15 protein-coding genes and 1 tRNA gene are annotated in these 14,987 nt (G+C 62.4%); 12 read left to right on the top strand and 4 right to left on the bottom strand.

What is annotated here, in order from left to right; all coding sequences use genetic code 11:
• Window positions 1–11 precede the first annotated feature (11 nt).
• Entirely contained in the window at window positions 12–818 is an 807-nt protein-coding gene (nicD, locus tag PFU01S_RS03230; protein ID WP_027916156.1) for an N-formylmaleamate deformylase, read from the bottom strand.
• Window positions 815–1,963 (bottom strand): 6-hydroxynicotinate 3-monooxygenase, encoded by a 1,149-nt coding sequence (gene nicC, locus PFU01S_RS03225; protein WP_027916157.1) that lies wholly within the window; start codon window positions 1,961–1,963, stop codon window positions 815–817. Before nicC ends, nicD begins: the two co-directional genes overlap by 4 nt.
• Before the next feature lie 326 nt (window positions 1,964–2,289).
• On the opposite strand from nicC, the gene PFU01S_RS03220 reads away from it, so the two are divergent.
• From PFU01S_RS03220 to PFU01S_RS03205, 4 genes are all read left to right on the top strand, one after another.
• Complete coding sequence (locus tag PFU01S_RS03220; RefSeq protein ID WP_028686518.1) at window positions 2,290–3,342, top strand: 2,5-dihydroxypyridine 5,6-dioxygenase; 1,053 nt, start codon at window positions 2,290–2,292, stop codon at window positions 3,340–3,342.
• A gap of 69 nt (window positions 3,343–3,411) precedes the next feature.
• Window positions 3,412–3,888 carry a MarR family winged helix-turn-helix transcriptional regulator gene (locus tag PFU01S_RS03215; protein ID WP_028686519.1) on the top strand — a complete coding sequence of 159 codons (477 nt, stop codon included), beginning with the start codon at window positions 3,412–3,414 and terminating at the stop codon, window positions 3,886–3,888.
• A 195-nt stretch (window positions 3,889–4,083) separates the two neighbouring features.
• A complete protein-coding gene (locus tag PFU01S_RS03210; protein ID WP_028686520.1) occupies window positions 4,084–4,557 on the top strand; it encodes a (2Fe-2S)-binding protein in 474 nt (157 codons plus the stop codon).
• Complete coding sequence (locus PFU01S_RS03205; protein WP_028686521.1) at window positions 4,554–8,117, top strand: molybdopterin cofactor-binding domain-containing protein; 3,564 nt, start codon at window positions 4,554–4,556, stop codon at window positions 8,115–8,117. The genes PFU01S_RS03210 and PFU01S_RS03205 overlap by 4 nt, the downstream gene beginning before the upstream one ends.
• A 2-nt stretch (window positions 8,118–8,119) precedes the next feature.
• On the opposite strand, the gene PFU01S_RS03200 is transcribed toward PFU01S_RS03205, so the two are convergent.
• A complete protein-coding gene (locus PFU01S_RS03200; RefSeq protein WP_027916162.1) occupies window positions 8,120–8,758 on the bottom strand; it encodes a TetR/AcrR family transcriptional regulator in 639 nt (212 codons plus the stop codon).
• A gap of 212 nt (window positions 8,759–8,970) precedes the next feature.
• Window positions 8,971–9,058 (bottom strand) — tRNA-Ser (locus PFU01S_RS03195).
• A 133-nt stretch (window positions 9,059–9,191) separates the two neighbouring features.
• Between PFU01S_RS03195 and PFU01S_RS03190 the strand changes: the two genes are divergently transcribed.
• From PFU01S_RS03190 to PFU01S_RS03155, 8 genes are all read left to right on the top strand, one after another.
• On the top strand, window positions 9,192–9,863 hold the full coding sequence (locus PFU01S_RS03190; protein WP_028686522.1) for a Bax inhibitor-1/YccA family protein: 672 nt from the start codon (window positions 9,192–9,194) through the stop codon (window positions 9,861–9,863).
• Between the two features lie 229 nt (window positions 9,864–10,092).
• Complete coding sequence (locus PFU01S_RS03185) at window positions 10,093–11,472, top strand: nucleobase:cation symporter-2 family protein (RefSeq protein ID WP_028686523.1); 1,380 nt, start codon at window positions 10,093–10,095, stop codon at window positions 11,470–11,472.
• Between the two features lie 68 nt (window positions 11,473–11,540).
• Complete coding sequence (gene tusD / locus PFU01S_RS03180) at window positions 11,541–11,933, top strand: sulfurtransferase complex subunit TusD (protein ID WP_027916164.1); 393 nt, start codon at window positions 11,541–11,543, stop codon at window positions 11,931–11,933.
• The gene (gene tusC / locus PFU01S_RS03175) at window positions 11,934–12,293 is read left to right on the top strand and encodes a sulfurtransferase complex subunit TusC (RefSeq protein ID WP_028686524.1); all 360 of its coding nucleotides are present in this window, start codon (window positions 11,934–11,936) and stop codon (window positions 12,291–12,293) included. It abuts the gene before it with no gap.
• Entirely contained in the window at window positions 12,293–12,589 is a 297-nt protein-coding gene (tusB, locus tag PFU01S_RS03170) for a sulfurtransferase complex subunit TusB (protein WP_027916166.1), read from the top strand. The genes tusC and tusB overlap by 1 nt, the downstream gene beginning before the upstream one ends.
• A complete protein-coding gene (locus PFU01S_RS03165; protein WP_023534859.1) occupies window positions 12,586–12,921 on the top strand; it encodes a TusE/DsrC/DsvC family sulfur relay protein in 336 nt (111 codons plus the stop codon). Before tusB ends, PFU01S_RS03165 begins: the two co-directional genes overlap by 4 nt.
• On the top strand, window positions 12,918–13,919 hold the full coding sequence (locus PFU01S_RS03160) for a glycosyl transferase family protein (protein WP_028686525.1): 1,002 nt from the start codon (window positions 12,918–12,920) through the stop codon (window positions 13,917–13,919). The genes PFU01S_RS03165 and PFU01S_RS03160 overlap by 4 nt, the downstream gene beginning before the upstream one ends.
• Before the next feature lie 94 nt (window positions 13,920–14,013).
• Window positions 14,014–14,976: a glutathione S-transferase family protein gene (locus PFU01S_RS03155; RefSeq protein ID WP_028686526.1), complete on the top strand. Its 963-nt coding sequence runs from the start codon at window positions 14,014–14,016 to the stop codon at window positions 14,974–14,976.
• Window positions 14,977–14,987 lie beyond the last annotated feature (11 nt).

Here is a 14,987-nt window from a genome sequence, read left to right as displayed (position 1 = left end):
CTCGTGCTCCTTCAGGCAAGGGATCGATCGAGGAAGAGGCCGAATGCAGCAAAGAAACCATCGAGGTCGTCCCAGGGAATCATGTGCCCAGCGTTGGCAACCTGTACGACCTGAATGTCAGGCTTGAGCTCACGGATTTCGGCGATGTCGCACGGCTCGATTACCCCGCCACGCCCAGCCACCATCAACAACGCCGGCTGGCGTACAGCGGGCAGGTACTGATGGATGTCTACCTCGTGGAAGTCATCGAAGGCCCGCACGATCGCAGGCTCGTAACAGGTGTGCAGCCACTCGGCCCTCAGCGCCAACTGCTCGTCGCTCCAGGTGGCGCAATAGGTGCGCATGTCCTCGCCACTCATACCCATGCTGGCCTGGCGAATGGAATCGACATACCAGGGCAGCTTGCTTGGGTAGGCGCGGCGCCCTGGCCCGGATACCGGCGGGTCGACCAGCACCAGCTTCTGCAAGCCTGGCGCGCCGTTGGCAGCGGCACGAATCGCGAACCGTGCGCCCATCGAGTGCCCAACCAAGTGATAACTGTCCAGCCCCAGCGCGGCGGCAAAGGCGGGAATGTCGGCGGCACAGGCATCGGTGGCGTAGTCCAGATCGGGGCCGCTTGACGACAAACCACGCCCGCGCACATCCAGCACGTAAGTATCGAAGTGCTGGCCAAGGCGCTCGGCGACGAACCCCCAGGTAATCGCCGGGCTGGTGATCCCTGGCACCACGATCAGCGCATGCCCCTTACCGCCATAGCGCAGGTAATGCTGGCGGATACCATTGGCGTTCACATGGCCGCCAGTCACGAAGGTAGTCATGCGGCCTCCCCGCTCTTGAGCGGCTGACCGTACAGGTCGTAGCCGTATACCCAGGCTGGATCCTCCTGCGTATAGAGCCAGGTGTTGGCGTTGGATACCGACTGCACCTGGGAGGCTCGCTCTTTACGGTTGGCCTCGTACAGGGCAAAGGCGGTGCGGTGGTCCGACAGACCGGTCTCCTGCAGGCAGCGCGTCAACATGGCCGCATCCTCGATGGCCATGCAGGCGCCCTGCGCCATGTGCGGTTTCATCGGATGACAGGCGTCACCGAGCATCACCAGACGCCCACGGCTCCACAGCGGCAGCGGGTTGCGATTGCGCAGCGGCCACTTGGTGATCGATTCGGTGGCGTCGATCAGCTTCTGGACGGTGGGGTGATAGCCCTCGAAGGCAGCGCGCATTTCTTCCTGGCTGCTGTCCACGTAGGCGCCCTGGAAGTCCCACGCCTCGTGGGGCACACCGGTCACGAAGTAGTATTCGTCGCGCTTGGCCGTGGTGTAGTAGACCATCATGTGCCGGTCTTCGGACCACCACTTGACGCAGGGCTCGAATGCGTCGGCATGCTGCGCCAGGTTTACCCCACGGATCAGCGCACGGTGCGCCACCCAGCCGCTGTAGTTCGGCGCTTCGGCACCGAGCAATTCTTCGCGGATCTTGGAGTGGATGCCGTCGGCCCCTATGACGATGTCGGCGACCGTGTGGGTGCCATCGGCGAAGTCCAGACGCACCTGATCACCCTCATCGATGATCTTTTCCAGGCGTTTGCCGAAGTGCACGGTACCCGGCTTGATGGCATCGATCTGCAGCGCATGCAAGTCACCCCGGTGGATGGTGATGTAGGCCGCACCGTATTCGCGGCGAGCATGCTCACCCAGTGGGATGCGCGAGAGGTAATCGCCGCTCTGGCCGTCGCGGCTGAACCAGAAGTCCGGGTGCGAACCCATGAGTTCCAGCTTCTGCTCCAGCCCCATGCGCCGAAAGATCTTCATGACGTTGGGGCCGATGTGGATCCCGGCACCCAGGCGGGTGAACGCCGGGGCCTGTTCGTACACCTCGACATCGAAGCCGGCCTGCTGCAGCAACGTTGCTGCTGCCGCCCCACCCAAACCCGCGCCGACGATTGCGATTTTTTGGCTTCCCCGCATGGAGAGTCTCCTGTTGTTCTGATGTGTGGCAAGCGGCATGGCCGCGAGTCATTTACAGCGTATACACTTTAAATGGCTCTTAGGAATAGCCTTGCTAAAATATTTTCAAACAGGTGATCGAACGGCAACATGGCCGTTTGTTACCGCATAACTGGGAGATGAGTTGTTTGGTAACATCTCAAAGATCACTTGCGTTGATCGAATGAATGCGCTCTTATCGCTCAGGTTATGGCGTACACACTGTTTTTTGTGCGCCAAGATAAAGCGTCGAGCACTGCGATGGTGCACCGCTTGATGCCGCCAGAGGCCACCCAGGAGAACCCACAATGCCGGTGAGCAATGCACAACTGACCCAGATGTTCGAGCACGTACTGAAGCTGTCCCGTGTGGACGACACCCAGAGCGTGGCCGTCCTCAAGAGCCATTACTCCGATCCGCGCACGGTCAACGCCGCGATGGAAGCGGCGCAGCGACTAGGGGCGAAGGTCTACGCCGTGGAACTGCCGGCGTTCAATCACCCGACCGCCATGGGCCGGGACATGACCGCCTACTGCGGGGACACGGCACTTACCGGCAATCTGGCGGCGCAGCGCGCACTGGAAGCCGCCGACCTGATCGTCGACACGATGATGCTTCTGCACTCCCCCGAGCAGGAGCAGATTCTCAAGACCGGCACCCGCATTCTGCTGGCGGTGGAACCAGCCGAAGTGCTGGCGCGCATGCTGCCCAACGAGGACGACAAGCGCCGGGTACTGGCTGCCGAAACCCTGCTCAAGCAGGCCCGCAGCATGCATGTGCGGTCCAAGGCTGGCAGCGACTTCCATGCCCCGCTCGGCCAGTACCCGGCAGTCACCGAGTACGGCTACGCCGACGAGCCGGGGCGCTGGGACCACTGGCCCAGTGGATTTCTGTTCACCTGGCCAAACGAGGACAGCGCCGAGGGCACGCTGGTCCTGGATGTAGGCGACATCATCCTGCCGTTCAAGAACTATTGCCGCGAGCGCATCACGCTCGAAATCGAAAAGGGCTTCATCACCGGCATTCATGGCGGTTTCGAGGCCGAGTACCTGCGCGACTACCTCAAGTACTTCAACGACCCTGAGGTTTACGGCATCTCGCACATCGGCTGGGGCTTGCAACCGCGCGCCCAGTGGACTGCCATGGGCTTGCACGACCGCAACGACGGGATGTGCATGGATGCCCGCGCGTTTTACGGCAACTTCCTGTTCTCCACAGGCCCGAATACCGAAGTGGGCGGCAAGCGCAAGACCCCTTGCCACCTGGACATCCCGCTGCGCAACTGCGATATCTACCTGGACGATCAGGCCGTGGTCATGGCCGGGGACGTGGTCGCGCCCCAGCAATCGCTGGCGCGATAACGGTTATACTGGCCGGGCGCTCCGCTATTGGCGGCCGGCCAGCTCCTTTCCACCAGCCCAAAGCCTCTCATGCCGAACACGACTCCCCCCAGCAGCGCCCCACACGACACCGCCCCCTACGACGTTACCGAACAGGTGGGTCACTTGCTGCGCAAGGCTTACCAGCGGCACACGGCGATCTTCCAGCAGCAGGCTTGCGACCCACAGTTGACCTCCATTCAATTCGTCACCCTGTGCGCCCTGCGCGATCACGGCCCCAGCTCTCAGGCCGAGTTGATCAAGGCAACGGCCGTGGACCAGGCGACCATCCGCGGGATCGTCGAGCGTCTGAAAGCACGTGAACTGGTGCAGCTCTCGCCAGACCCGGGAGACCGGCGCAAGGTGATCGTCACGCTCACCGACAGCGGCGCGGCCTTGCTCGATGCGATGATTCCCTGCGCCCGGCAGATCAGTGAACTGAGCATGGGCAGCCTCAATGCCGCTGAGCGCGTCGCCATCTTGTACCTGCTGCGCAAGATGATCGACAGCGACGACGGCGCGGCCTGAGCCACACCACTGCCGGACACCCCTTCGCGCGCCCTGCCTGAGCCACCGATTCGGTGAGCTCATTTTTCATGCCCTGCTCATCCGAATGCCTGGCCTGCTTCTTGCTCGCTCATTTCATGTAGTGAGTACTTACCGAAATGCACGCACCCTGTGGGTGCTTCGGTAGCGCAAGTCACCTCCAGAGATGAGCCCACCATGCAAACAACCCTCTCCGTGCGGGTCAACGGCCAGTCGTTCGAAGTCGACGCCCTGCCTGAAACGCCCTTGCTGCTGATCCTGCGCAACGACCTGTGCCTGAACGGCCCCAAGTACGGCTGCGGCCTGGGTGAGTGCGGGGCATGTACGGTGATCATCGACGGCGTGGCCGCCCGCTCCTGCATCATCCCCCTGGCCGGAGCCGTCGGCCGGGAGATCACCACCCTTGAAGGGCTGGGCTGCAAGCGCGCGCCGCACCCTGTGCAGCAGGCGTTCATCGACGAGCAGGCAGCCCAATGCGGCTACTGCATGAACGGCATGATCATGACCGCCACGGCCCTGCTCAATCGAATCCCCCAGCCGAGCGACGAACAGATTCGCAACGAACTGTCCGGCAACCTGTGCCGCTGCGGCACTCACGTCGAAATCCTGCGCGCCGTGCGCCGCGCCGCCGACACCCGGAGAAAAGCATGAACCACTCGCAACAGGTGCCCAGCCGTGACCAACTGCTGGCCAAGACTGGGGTGCTGCTGATCGTCGATCAGATCACACCGCCTTCCGGCCCGGTGGCCAAGGGTGTGACGCCCGAGCCCCGGGAGCGCGAACTGGCGCTGTTCATCGCCGTCTGTGACGACGGCAGGGTCTATGCCTTCAATGGTCACGTTGACCTGGGTACCGGTATCCGCACCTCGCTGGCGCAGATCGTCGCCGAAGAGTTGAACCTGCGCATGGACCAGGTGCACATGGTGCTGGGCGACACCGAGCGGGCGCCCAACCAGGGCGCGACCATCGCCAGCGCCACCCTGCAGATTTCAGCCGTGCCGTTGCGCAAGGCTGCGGCGACTGCGCGCCGTCATTTGCTGCAACGGGCGGCACTGCGCCTTGGGTGCGAGCCCGAGTCGCTGCGCATCGAAGAAGGCACGGTCCTCACCGACGACGGCACTGCACTGAGTTATGCCGAACTGGTAAAAGGGGAAAACCAGCAACTGCACATTGCCGAGGATGCGCCGCTCAAGCCCATCGAAGACTACACCTTGGTCGGGCGCAGCACTGCCCGCGTGGACATTCCCGGCAAGGCCACGGGTGAACTGACCTACGTTCACGACATGCGCCTGCCCGACATGCTGCACGGGCGAGTGATCCGTCCGCCCTATGCTGGCCATGACAGCGGCGACTTCGTTGGCAACAGCCTGCTGGCCGTCGATGAGTCATCCATCGCCCACGTACCCGGCGTCGTGGCCGTGGTCGTGATCCGCGATTTCGTCGGCGTGGTTGCCGAGCGCGAGGAGCAGGCCATTCGTGCCGCGCAAGACCTGAAAATCAGCTGGAAGCCCTTTACCGGCAAGCTGCCCGACCTGAGCGATGTGGCCCAGGCCATCCGCGACAACCCGAGGGTCCAGCGCACGGTGCTGGACCAGGGCGATGTCGATGCAGGCCTTGCCAATGCCAGTCAGCGCCTGAGCCGTACCTATCTATGGCCGTATCAGCTGCATGCTTCGATTGGCCCATCATGCGCGCTGGCCGACTACACGCCTGGGCAGATCCGCGTGTGGTCTGGCACCCAAAACCCACACCTGCTGCGCGCTGATCTGGCCTGGCTGCTGGCCTGCGGCGAGGAGCGCATCGAAATCATCCGCATGGAGGCTGCCGGTTGCTACGGCCGTAACTGCGCCGACGATGTCTGCGCCGACGCCGTGCTGCTGTCGCGTGCTGTGCTACGCCCCGTGCGGGTACAGCTGACCCGCGAGCAGGAACACGCCTGGGAACCCAAAGGCACTGCACAATTGATGGAGATCGACGGCGGCCTGAACGAAGATGGCAGCGTGGCTGCCTATGACTTCCAGACCAGCTATCCGTCCAACGGCGCGCCGACCCTGGCCCTGCTGCTCACTGGCGCGGTGGAGCCGGTACCGGCCTTGTTCGAAATGGGCGACCGCACGTCGATTCCACCGTATGACTACGAACACATGCGCGTGACCATCAACGACATGACGCCGTTGGTGCGCGCTTCGTGGATGCGCGGTGTGTCGGCCATGCCCAACAGCTTTGCCCACGAATCGTACATCGATGAGCTGGCGTTCGCAGCGGGTGTCGATCCGGTGGAATATCGGCTCAAGCACTTGTCCGACCCGCGTGCCATCGACCTGGTCAAGGCCACCGCCGCCCGCGCCGACTGGCAGCCGCATACCCAGCCCATGCAGAGCCAGGGCGAAGGTGACGTACTGCGCGGGCGCGGCTTTGCCTATGCGCGCTACATCCACAGTAAATTCCCAGGCTTTGGCGCCGCATGGGCGGCGTGGGTGGCTGACGTGGCCGTTGACCGGCGTACCGGTGAAGTCGCCGTCACCCGCGTGGTGATCGGGCATGACGCCGGGATGATGGTCAACCCCGAAGGCGTGCGCCACCAGATCCACGGCAATGTCATTCAGTCCACCAGCCGCGTACTCAAGGAGCAAGTCAGCTTCGAAGCGTCGACCGTGGCCAGCAAGGAATGGGGCGGCTACCCGATCCTGACCTTCCCCGAGCTGCCTGCCATCGACGTGATGATGCTGCCGCGTCAGCACGAAGCACCGATGGGCAGCGGCGAATCCGCTTCGGTACCCAGCGCCGCTGCCATTGCCAACGCCATCTTCGATGCCACCGGCATCCGCTTTCGCGAGCTGCCGATCACGGCCGAACGGGTGCGCGCCGCCCTTGGCGCCAATGACCAGGGGCCTGGGCCCTCGGCCCCGGCGCAGCCTGCAAGCAAACGCTCAAAGTGGTGGTTCGGCGGCCTGGCTGGGGTGTTGGGCGCAGCCCTGGGCATGCTTGCCACCGCCCTGCCCTGGCGCAGTGAAATCGCACCGGTCACCCCGCCCGGTGCTGGCAGCTGGAGCGCCGCGATGCTCGAACGCGGGCGCCAGGTGGCAGCGGCCGGCGACTGCGCCGTGTGCCATACCGTCAGCGGCGGCAAGGTCAATGCCGGCGGGTTGGCCATGCACACGCCCTTCGGCACGCTCCACACCACCAACATCACGCCCGATCCGGAAACCGGCATTGGCCGCTGGTCATTCGCCGCCTTCGAACGGGCCATGCGTGAAGGCATCAGCCGTGACGGCCGTCACCTGTACCCCGCGTTTCCCTACACCTCGTTCCGCGTCATCAACGACGCCGACATGCAAGCGCTGTATGCCTACCTGATGTCGCAGACCCCGGTACGCCAGCAAGCGCCCGCCAACCAGATGCGCTTCCCGTTCAACCAGCGACCGCTGATGGCTGGCTGGAACGCCCTGTTTCTGCAGCGCGGTGAATATCAGGCCGACCCGCAGCGCAGCGATCAGTGGAACCGCGGCGCCTACCTTGTCGACGGTCTCGGTCACTGCACGGCGTGCCATTCGCCGCGCAACCTGATGGGCGCCGAGAAAGCTGGCAGCAGCTACCTGGCCGGCGGGATGGTCGATGGCTGGGAAGCACCGGCCCTCAATGCGTTGGGTAAATCATCCACCCCGTGGACCGAAGACGAGTTGTTCAACTACCTGAGTACCGGATTTTCTGACAAACACGGTGTGGCGGCCGGCCCCATGGGCCCGGTGGTCAGCGAGCTGGCGACGCTGCCGGAAAGCGACGTGCGTGCCATCGCCCATTACCTCGGCTCACTCGATGGCGAACCTCAGTCGCAGGCGACCAAGGCACCGCAGCCGGCTGAAACACACGTTTCATTGAGCAATGGCGAACGCGTGTTCAAAGGCGCCTGCATGGCCTGCCACAGCGATGGACAGGGGCCGAAACTGTTCGGCGTCAGCCCGTCGATGGCGGTGAACAGCAACGTTCACAGCGACCTGCCAGACAATCTGCTGCGGGTGATACTGCATGGAATTCCTACCCCCGCCACCCGTGACCTGGGCTACATGCCAGGCTTCAAGGACAGCTTGTCGGACCGACAGGTAGCCGATCTTGCGGCGTACCTGCGCCAGCGTTTTGCAGGTGACAAGCCCGCCTGGCAAGGGCTCGCCGCCACGGCCGCGCAGGTTCGCGCCAACCCAGGCAGCCATTGAGGTCAGCGGCGCAGACCGCGCAGGACAAGGTCACTGATGAACGCCAACCAGTCGGCCTTGGCCTTGGGGTCTGCCAGGTCCACGGCCAAGAACGAACTGAGCGTATGGCGGTTGGAGTTATAGAAATAGCAGAGCGAAGCAATCATCAGGTAGGCGTGGGTGATGTCGATGTCGTCGCGAAACAGGCCTTTCGCCTGGCCCGCGTCGATGATCGGCCGCAGCACGCCAACCGCTTCGCCCGACAAGGCCTTGAGGTTTTGTGACTTGCGCGCATGCTCGCCTTGGTGAAGGTTCTCAGTGGCCAGCAGGGTGACGAATTCGGGGTGTTGCACGTAATAATCCCAAATGAATGCCACCAGCGCACGCACCGCCTGCTCAGGGTTGGCCAAGTCCAGCTGCAGCCCGGCTTCGGCCTGGTTGAAGCTGGCATAGATGTGCTCTAGCACACTGATGAACAGCTTTTCCTTGTTGCCGAAGTAGTAGTAGATCATTCGGTCGTTGGATTTCGCCAGGCTGGAAATCTGCTCGACGCGCCCACCGGCGAAGCCTTCCCTGCTGAAGACCTGTACGGCAGCCTTGAGGATGTTGTCCCGGGTGCGGTCGGCCTGTTGGGCACGGATACCGGTTTTGCGCGTTTGCATGGAGGTCCCTGTGGAGGTGACGAGGGGAGTCACACTGCCATATTAGATGGGTATTGCGTAGCCTTTGGGCGAGAGGATCGGTGCGAGCGAGGGAGGTGTGACTCAAGTACTGCGATTGGCAACGACGGACACGAGCAGGGCTTGGGCAAAAGGCGGAAATCGTTCGGACACAAAAAAGCCCTGAATTGTCAGGGCTTTTTTGTAGAGAGTAGTGGCGGAAGCGTAGAGATTCGAACTCTAGGATAGTTGCCCATCGACGGTTTTCAAGACCGTTGCCTTAAACCACTCGGCCACGCTTCCAGCTGCTTTGCGGCCGCCATAATACCGGAATGAAACACGCTGTCAAACTCTCTGTGTCGCGGGTTGCAGGAGCTCTGGTAGACTCCTACCATCTTCGACGTTTCATATCTCAGGTTCACCAAGGAGTGTCGCCATGCGCGAACGGGATTATGCCGTACACCACGGCCAGCAGGTCGAGCAGCAGGAGATCAGCAAGGTCCTGCGCAACACGTACAGCCTGCTGGCACTTACCCTCGCTTTCAGCGGCCTGATGGCCTTCATCTCACAGCAGATGCGGTTCGCGTACCCGAACGTGTTCGTCGTGCTCATCGGCTTCTATGGCCTGTTCTTCCTCACCGCCAAGCTGCGCGACTCGGTATGGGGCCTGGTCTCCACCTTCGCCCTCACCGGTTTCATGGGCTTCATTCTCGGCCCTATCCTCAACCGCTACCTGGGCATGAGCGGCGGCGCTGAAGTCGTCAGTTCGGCCTTCGCCATGACGGCGCTGGTGTTCGGTGGCCTGTCGGCCTATGTGCTGATCACCCGCAAGGACATGAGCTTCCTCAGCGGCTTCATCACCGCAGGCTTCTTCGTCCTGCTGGGTGCGGTCGTGGCCAGCTTCTTCTTCCAGATCAGCGGCCTGCAACTGGCCATCAGCGCCGGCTTCGTGCTGTTCTCGTCGGTGTGCATCCTGTTCCAGACCAGCGCCATCATCCACGGTGGTGAACGCAACTACATCATGGCGACCATCAGCTTGTACGTTTCGATCTACAACCTGTTCATCAGCCTGCTGCAGCTGTTCGGCATCATGGGTCGTGACGACTGATACAACGACGTGTGTGAAGAAGCCCGCCTACGCGGGCTTTTTTTGTCCCTGCCGTTTCTACCGAACATGCACAGTCGCAAAGCGGTGGCTGCGCTCAGACTTATTGACTTAAAAGTCAGGTAACGAAGGCGATGATCGTCGAACAGGCGGCTAACCGGCATTCCCCTACCGCATTCCCCATTCTGCCCGTAGAATGCGCTCCTTTTTTATAGACGGGCAGCGCTGCGCAATGAGCTCACAGGAACACAGCCCAGGTGCGACAGCGCCTGACAACGAACTAGTACTGGGTCTGGAAGACAAGCCGCGGCTGCTCATCGGCTTGCTGGCAGCGCTGCAACACCTGCTGGCGATCATTGTGCCCATCGTCACCCCTGGCCTGCTGATCTGCCAGGCGTTGGGCGTCTCTGCCCGTGATACCAACCTGATCGTGTCCATGTCCTTGGTCATCTCCGGCATCGCCACCTTCATCCAGTGCAAACGCTTCGGCCCCTTCGGCGCCGGCCTACTGATCGTGCAAGGCACCAGCTTCAACTTCGTCGGCCCGCTGATTGCCGGCGGGGCCTTGATGGTCAAGCAAGGCACGCCTGTAGAAGGCGTCATGGCCGCCATTTTCGGCGTGGTGATTGCAGGCTCTTTCGTCGAGATGGGCGTCTCGCGCATCTTGCCTTTCGTCAAACGGCTGATCACCCCGCTGGTGACCGGTATTGTTGTGCTGATGATCGGCCTGACCCTGATCAAGGTCGGCCTGATCAGCATGGGCGGTGGTTTTGGCGCCATGGCCAACGGGACCTTTGCCAACGGCGAGAACCTGCTGCTGTCAGGCGTGGTGTTGGCAATCATCGTCATCCTCAACCGCATACCTGTGGTCTGGCTGCGCAGTTGCGCCATCGTCATCGCACTGGCGGCGGGCTATGCCCTGGCCGGCTACCTAGGCCGCCTGGACTTTACCGGCATGCACGAGGCCGCGCTGTTCCAGGTGCCGACACCCATGCACTTTGGCCTCGGTTTTTCCTGGGCGCTGTTCATCCCGATGCTGGTGATCTACCTGGTGACCTCTCTGGAGGCCATCGGTGATGTGACGGCCACCAGCAAGGTCTCGCGCCAGCCCGTGGAAGGTCCCGTGTGGATGCAACGGATCAAAGGCGGTGTGCTGGTCAACGGCGCCAACTCACTGCTGGCTGGCGTGTTCAACACGTTCCCAAGCTCGATCTTCGCCCAGAACAACGGCGTCATTCAGCTGACGGGTATCGCCAGCCGTCACATCGGTGTATGGATTGCGGCGATGTTGATACTGCTCGGCTTGTTCCCCAGCGTTGCCGGGGTGATCCAGGCGGTTCCGGAGCCTGTGCTGGGCGGTGCGGCCATGGTCATGTTCGGTGCCGTGGCAGCTTCGGGTATCAATATCCTGGCCAGCACCCGCCTCGATCGCCGCGCCCTGTTAATCATCGCCGTATCGCTGGCCTTGGGCCTGGGCGTGGCACAGGTACCCGAGTTCCTCGCCCATATGCCAGCGGCGATTCGCAATGTGATGGAGTCGGGGGTTGCCACCGGAGGCATCTGTGCTTTGGTCCTGAACTGGTTCTTGCCTGAGGGCAAGGAGAAGGCCTGACGACCACAGGCCTGCAGCAGCCAGGCCTTTTTGTTTATCATGGCGCGATTCCATAGCACGAGTTCGCCATGAAATTCGCTATCGCGGTGTTTTCCCCCGCACAGGCGCCCGCTTCCCGCCGGGCGCTGCGCTTTGCCGAGGCAGCGTTGGCTGCCGGGCACGGCATCACCCGCTTGTTCTTCTACCAGGACGGTGTGCACAGTGCTTCATCCAATGTGGTAGCCCCTCAGGACGAACAGGACATCGCGCAGCAATGGCGCACGTTCCTACAGGCCAACCAGCTGGATGCGGTGGTGTGCATCGCCGCTGCCCTGCGCCGTGGCGTATTGGACGAACGCGAAGCCAGCCGCTATCAGCGCCCTGCCGTGAACCTGCAGCAACCCTATGAACTGTCCGGGCTCGGTCAGCTGCATGAAGCCGCGCAAACGGCCGACCGGCTGATCTGCTTTGGAGGCGATTGAATGGCCAAGTCCATGTTGATCATCAGTCGCCAGGCGCCCTGGAGCGGGCTGTCTGCTCGCGAAGCGCTGGATATCGTCTTGGCCGGCGGCGCCTTCGATCTGCCGCTGGGCATGTTGTTTCTGGACGATGGCGTGTTCCAGCTTGCCTGCGACCAGCACCCCGCCGCCCTTGAGCAAAAAAACCTGGCGGCGAACCTGCAGGCATTGCCCATGTTCGGCGTGGACGCGCTATACGCCTGTGGCCACAGCCTGGCACGGCGCGGCATGGCCCACGCAAGCCTTGGCCTGCCGGTAGAGGTACTCGACGATGCGCAGCTTGCGGCATTGATCGCACAGTTCGACCAAGTGGTGACGCTCTGATGACAACCCTGCATGTAATAGCCCACTCCCCGTTTGGTGACGAACGCCTTCACAGCTGCCTGCGCTTGCTGGGCAGCGAAGACGCCGTACTGCTGTGTGGCGATGCGGTCTACGCCCTGCTCTCGGGCAGCGAGCCTTTGCGTCTGCTGGAGCAGGCCGAGTTGGTCGGTCGCCTCTATGCCCTGGAAGAAGACATGCAAGCCAGGGCCATTTCTTCCTCGCTGGCAACGACGGTCGACTACCCAGGCTTCGTTGCGCTGTCCCTGCACCATGACAAGGTCAACAGCTGGTTATGAACACGCTCGATATCGAAGGCAAGGCCATTGCCCTGGACAAGGACGGCTTTCTGGTCAACCTTGAGGACTGGTCACCGGCCACCGCGCAAGGCTTGGCCACCCGCGAAGGCATCGCCCTGACGCCTGACCATTGGGAAATCCTGTCATTGCTGCGCACGTTCTACCAGGAGTACCAGCTCTCGCCCGCCACGCGCCCGCTGATCAAATACGCAGCGCTCAAGCTGGGCCCGGAAAAGGGCAACAGCGCCCATCTGAATCGCCTGTTCAATGGCACTCCCGCCAAACTTGCCGCCAAGCTGGCGGGCCTGCCCAAGCCGACCAATTGCATATGACCAGCCCTCGCCCACTGACCCTGGAAACCCCCGCTGAACACCCCTTCGCCGAGTACGTACGCATCCTTGGCAAAGGCAAGCGTGGCGCGCGCGGCCTGACACGCGAAGAAGCCCGCGCCGCCATGGGTTTGCTGCTGGAAGGTAAAGTCGAAGACGCGCAGCTGGGCGCCTTCCTCATGCTGCTAAGGCACAAGGAAGAAAGCGCAGAAGAGCTCGCCGGCTTCACCGAAGCGCTGCGCGCGCACCTGCAAGCGCCTGCCATTGCAGTGGACATCGACTGGCCGAGCTATGCCGGCAAGAAGCGCCATTTGCCGTGGTACCTGTTGGCAGCCAAGTGTCTGGCCAGCAATGGGGTGCGTATCCTGATGCACGGTGGCGGCGCGCACACCGCAGGCCGCCTGTACAGCGAGCAACTGCTCGCGCTGTTGCACATTCCCCTGTGCCGCGATTGGCAGGCTGTCAGTGAAGCCCTGGACCATCACCACCTGGCCTTTTTCCCACTGCAGGACTGGGCGCCTCAACTTCAGCGCATGATCGACCTGCGTAACACCCTGGGCCTGCGCTCGCCGATCCATTCCCTCGCACGGGTGCTGAACCCGCTCGGCGCACGCTGTGGCCTGCAGAGCATCTTCCACCCGGGTTACCAGGCCGTACACCGCGAGGCCAGTCGGTTATTGGGCGATCACGCGGTAGTGATCAAAGGTGACGGTGGCGAAATCGAGATCAACCCGGATGTCATCAGCCATCTCTACGGCACCACTGACGGTAAGGCCTGGGGCGAAGAATGGCCCGCGCTGAGCGAGCGTCGGCACGTCAAGCCGGCATCGCTTGAGCCCGAGCACATGCTGGCCTTCTGGCGTGGTGAAGTTGAAGACAGCTATGCCCAAAAAGCGGTGCTGGCCACAATGGCGCTGGCGCTTCGTGGGTTGGGGCAAGACCGCGAGCAGGCGTTTGCCCACGCGCAAGGGTGGTGGGCTGATCGCGATCGATCGATTTAACCGATCATACCGCCCCACTCTTTGCGCTATTGGTTCGAACGTCTTTCTCTAGACTGAGCTCCAACGACAAATCGCTTTTGTTAAGGAGCTCATCATGGGCCTGTTGGTCGACGGTCGCTGGCATGACCAGTGGTATGAAAACGGCAAGGACGGCGCGTTCAAGCGTGAAGACTCGCAGCGGCGCAACCCGCTGCCTGCCGCCGAGCCAGGTCGTTACCACCTGTACGTTTCGCTGGCCTGCCCCTGGGCGCATCGCACCCTGATCATGCGCGCGCTCAAAGGCCTTGAGCCGCTGATCGACGTCTCGGTGGTCAGCTGGCTGATGCAAGGTGACGGCTGGACCTTCGACCGCCAGAACGGCTCATCCGGCGATCACCTCGATGGGCTCAAGTACCTGCACCAGCGCTACACCCAGGACGATCCCCATTACACTGGCCGCGTGACGGTGCCGGTGCTGTGGGACAAGCACGAAAACCGCATCGTCAATAACGAGTCGGCGCAGATCGTGCGGATGTTCAACCATGACTTCAATTCGCTGACCGGCAACCTGCTCGACTTCTACCCGCAGCCGTTGCGAGCGGACATCGACGCCTTGAACGAACGCATTTACCCGGCGATCAACAACGGCGTTTACCGCGCCGGCTTCGCGACGACACAGCAGGCCTACGAAGCGGCCTTCGACGAGGTGTTCAGCGAATGGGATCACCTCGAAGACGTGCTCAGCCGACATCGCTACCTGGCAGGCGAGTACCTCACCGAGGCCGACGTACGCCTGTTCACCACGGCGGTACGCTTCGATGCCGTTTACCACGGCCATTTCAAGTGCAACCTGCGCCGTCTGAGCGACTACCCCAACCTGACCCACTGGCTGCGGGAGTTGTACCAATGGCCAGGGGTAGCCGACACGGTAAACATGCAGCACATCCAGAACCACTACTACCTCAGCCACACCACCATCAACCCCAACGGGATCGTGCCAAAGGGGCCGCTGTTGGACTTCAGCCTGCCCCACGATCGCGCTCGCTTGCCCGGGAAGGGTATATGGGGTGGGAGCTGAATCAGCCTGTG

Source organism: Pseudomonas fulva NBRC 16637 = DSM 17717, from assembly GCF_000730565.1.
GTDB classification, from domain to species: domain Bacteria; phylum Pseudomonadota; class Gammaproteobacteria; order Pseudomonadales; family Pseudomonadaceae; genus Aquipseudomonas; species Aquipseudomonas fulva.
The sequence above is the reverse complement of the archived record's forward strand: the minus strand, read 5'-3'. Positions and strand labels throughout refer to the sequence as shown.

What these genes read in the sequence shown, in the direction of transcription:
- nicD (WP_027916156.1), bottom strand. Translation starts at nt 818, where the DNA reads ATGACTACCTTCGTGACTGGCGGCCATGTGAACGCCAATGGTATCCGC.
- nicC (WP_027916157.1), bottom strand. Translation starts at nt 1,963, where the DNA reads ATGCGGGGAAGCCAAAAAATCGCAATCGTCGGCGCGGGTTTGGGTGGG.
- PFU01S_RS03220 (WP_028686518.1), top strand. Translation starts at nt 2,290, where the DNA reads ATGCCGGTGAGCAATGCACAACTGACCCAGATGTTCGAGCACGTACTG.
- PFU01S_RS03215 (WP_028686519.1), top strand. Translation starts at nt 3,412, where the DNA reads ATGCCGAACACGACTCCCCCCAGCAGCGCCCCACACGACACCGCCCCC.
- PFU01S_RS03210 (WP_028686520.1), top strand. Translation starts at nt 4,084, where the DNA reads ATGCAAACAACCCTCTCCGTGCGGGTCAACGGCCAGTCGTTCGAAGTC.
- PFU01S_RS03205 (WP_028686521.1), top strand. Translation starts at nt 4,554, where the DNA reads ATGAACCACTCGCAACAGGTGCCCAGCCGTGACCAACTGCTGGCCAAG.
- PFU01S_RS03200 (WP_027916162.1), bottom strand. Translation starts at nt 8,758, where the DNA reads ATGCAAACGCGCAAAACCGGTATCCGTGCCCAACAGGCCGACCGCACC.
- PFU01S_RS03190 (WP_028686522.1), top strand. Translation starts at nt 9,192, where the DNA reads ATGCGCGAACGGGATTATGCCGTACACCACGGCCAGCAGGTCGAGCAG.
- PFU01S_RS03185 (WP_028686523.1), top strand. Translation starts at nt 10,093, where the DNA reads ATGAGCTCACAGGAACACAGCCCAGGTGCGACAGCGCCTGACAACGAA.
- tusD (WP_027916164.1), top strand. Translation starts at nt 11,541, where the DNA reads ATGAAATTCGCTATCGCGGTGTTTTCCCCCGCACAGGCGCCCGCTTCC.
- tusC (WP_028686524.1), top strand. Translation starts at nt 11,934, where the DNA reads ATGGCCAAGTCCATGTTGATCATCAGTCGCCAGGCGCCCTGGAGCGGG.
- tusB (WP_027916166.1), top strand. Translation starts at nt 12,293, where the DNA reads ATGACAACCCTGCATGTAATAGCCCACTCCCCGTTTGGTGACGAACGC.
- PFU01S_RS03165 (WP_023534859.1), top strand. Translation starts at nt 12,586, where the DNA reads ATGAACACGCTCGATATCGAAGGCAAGGCCATTGCCCTGGACAAGGAC.
- PFU01S_RS03160 (WP_028686525.1), top strand. Translation starts at nt 12,918, where the DNA reads ATGACCAGCCCTCGCCCACTGACCCTGGAAACCCCCGCTGAACACCCC.
- PFU01S_RS03155 (WP_028686526.1), top strand. Translation starts at nt 14,014, where the DNA reads ATGGGCCTGTTGGTCGACGGTCGCTGGCATGACCAGTGGTATGAAAAC.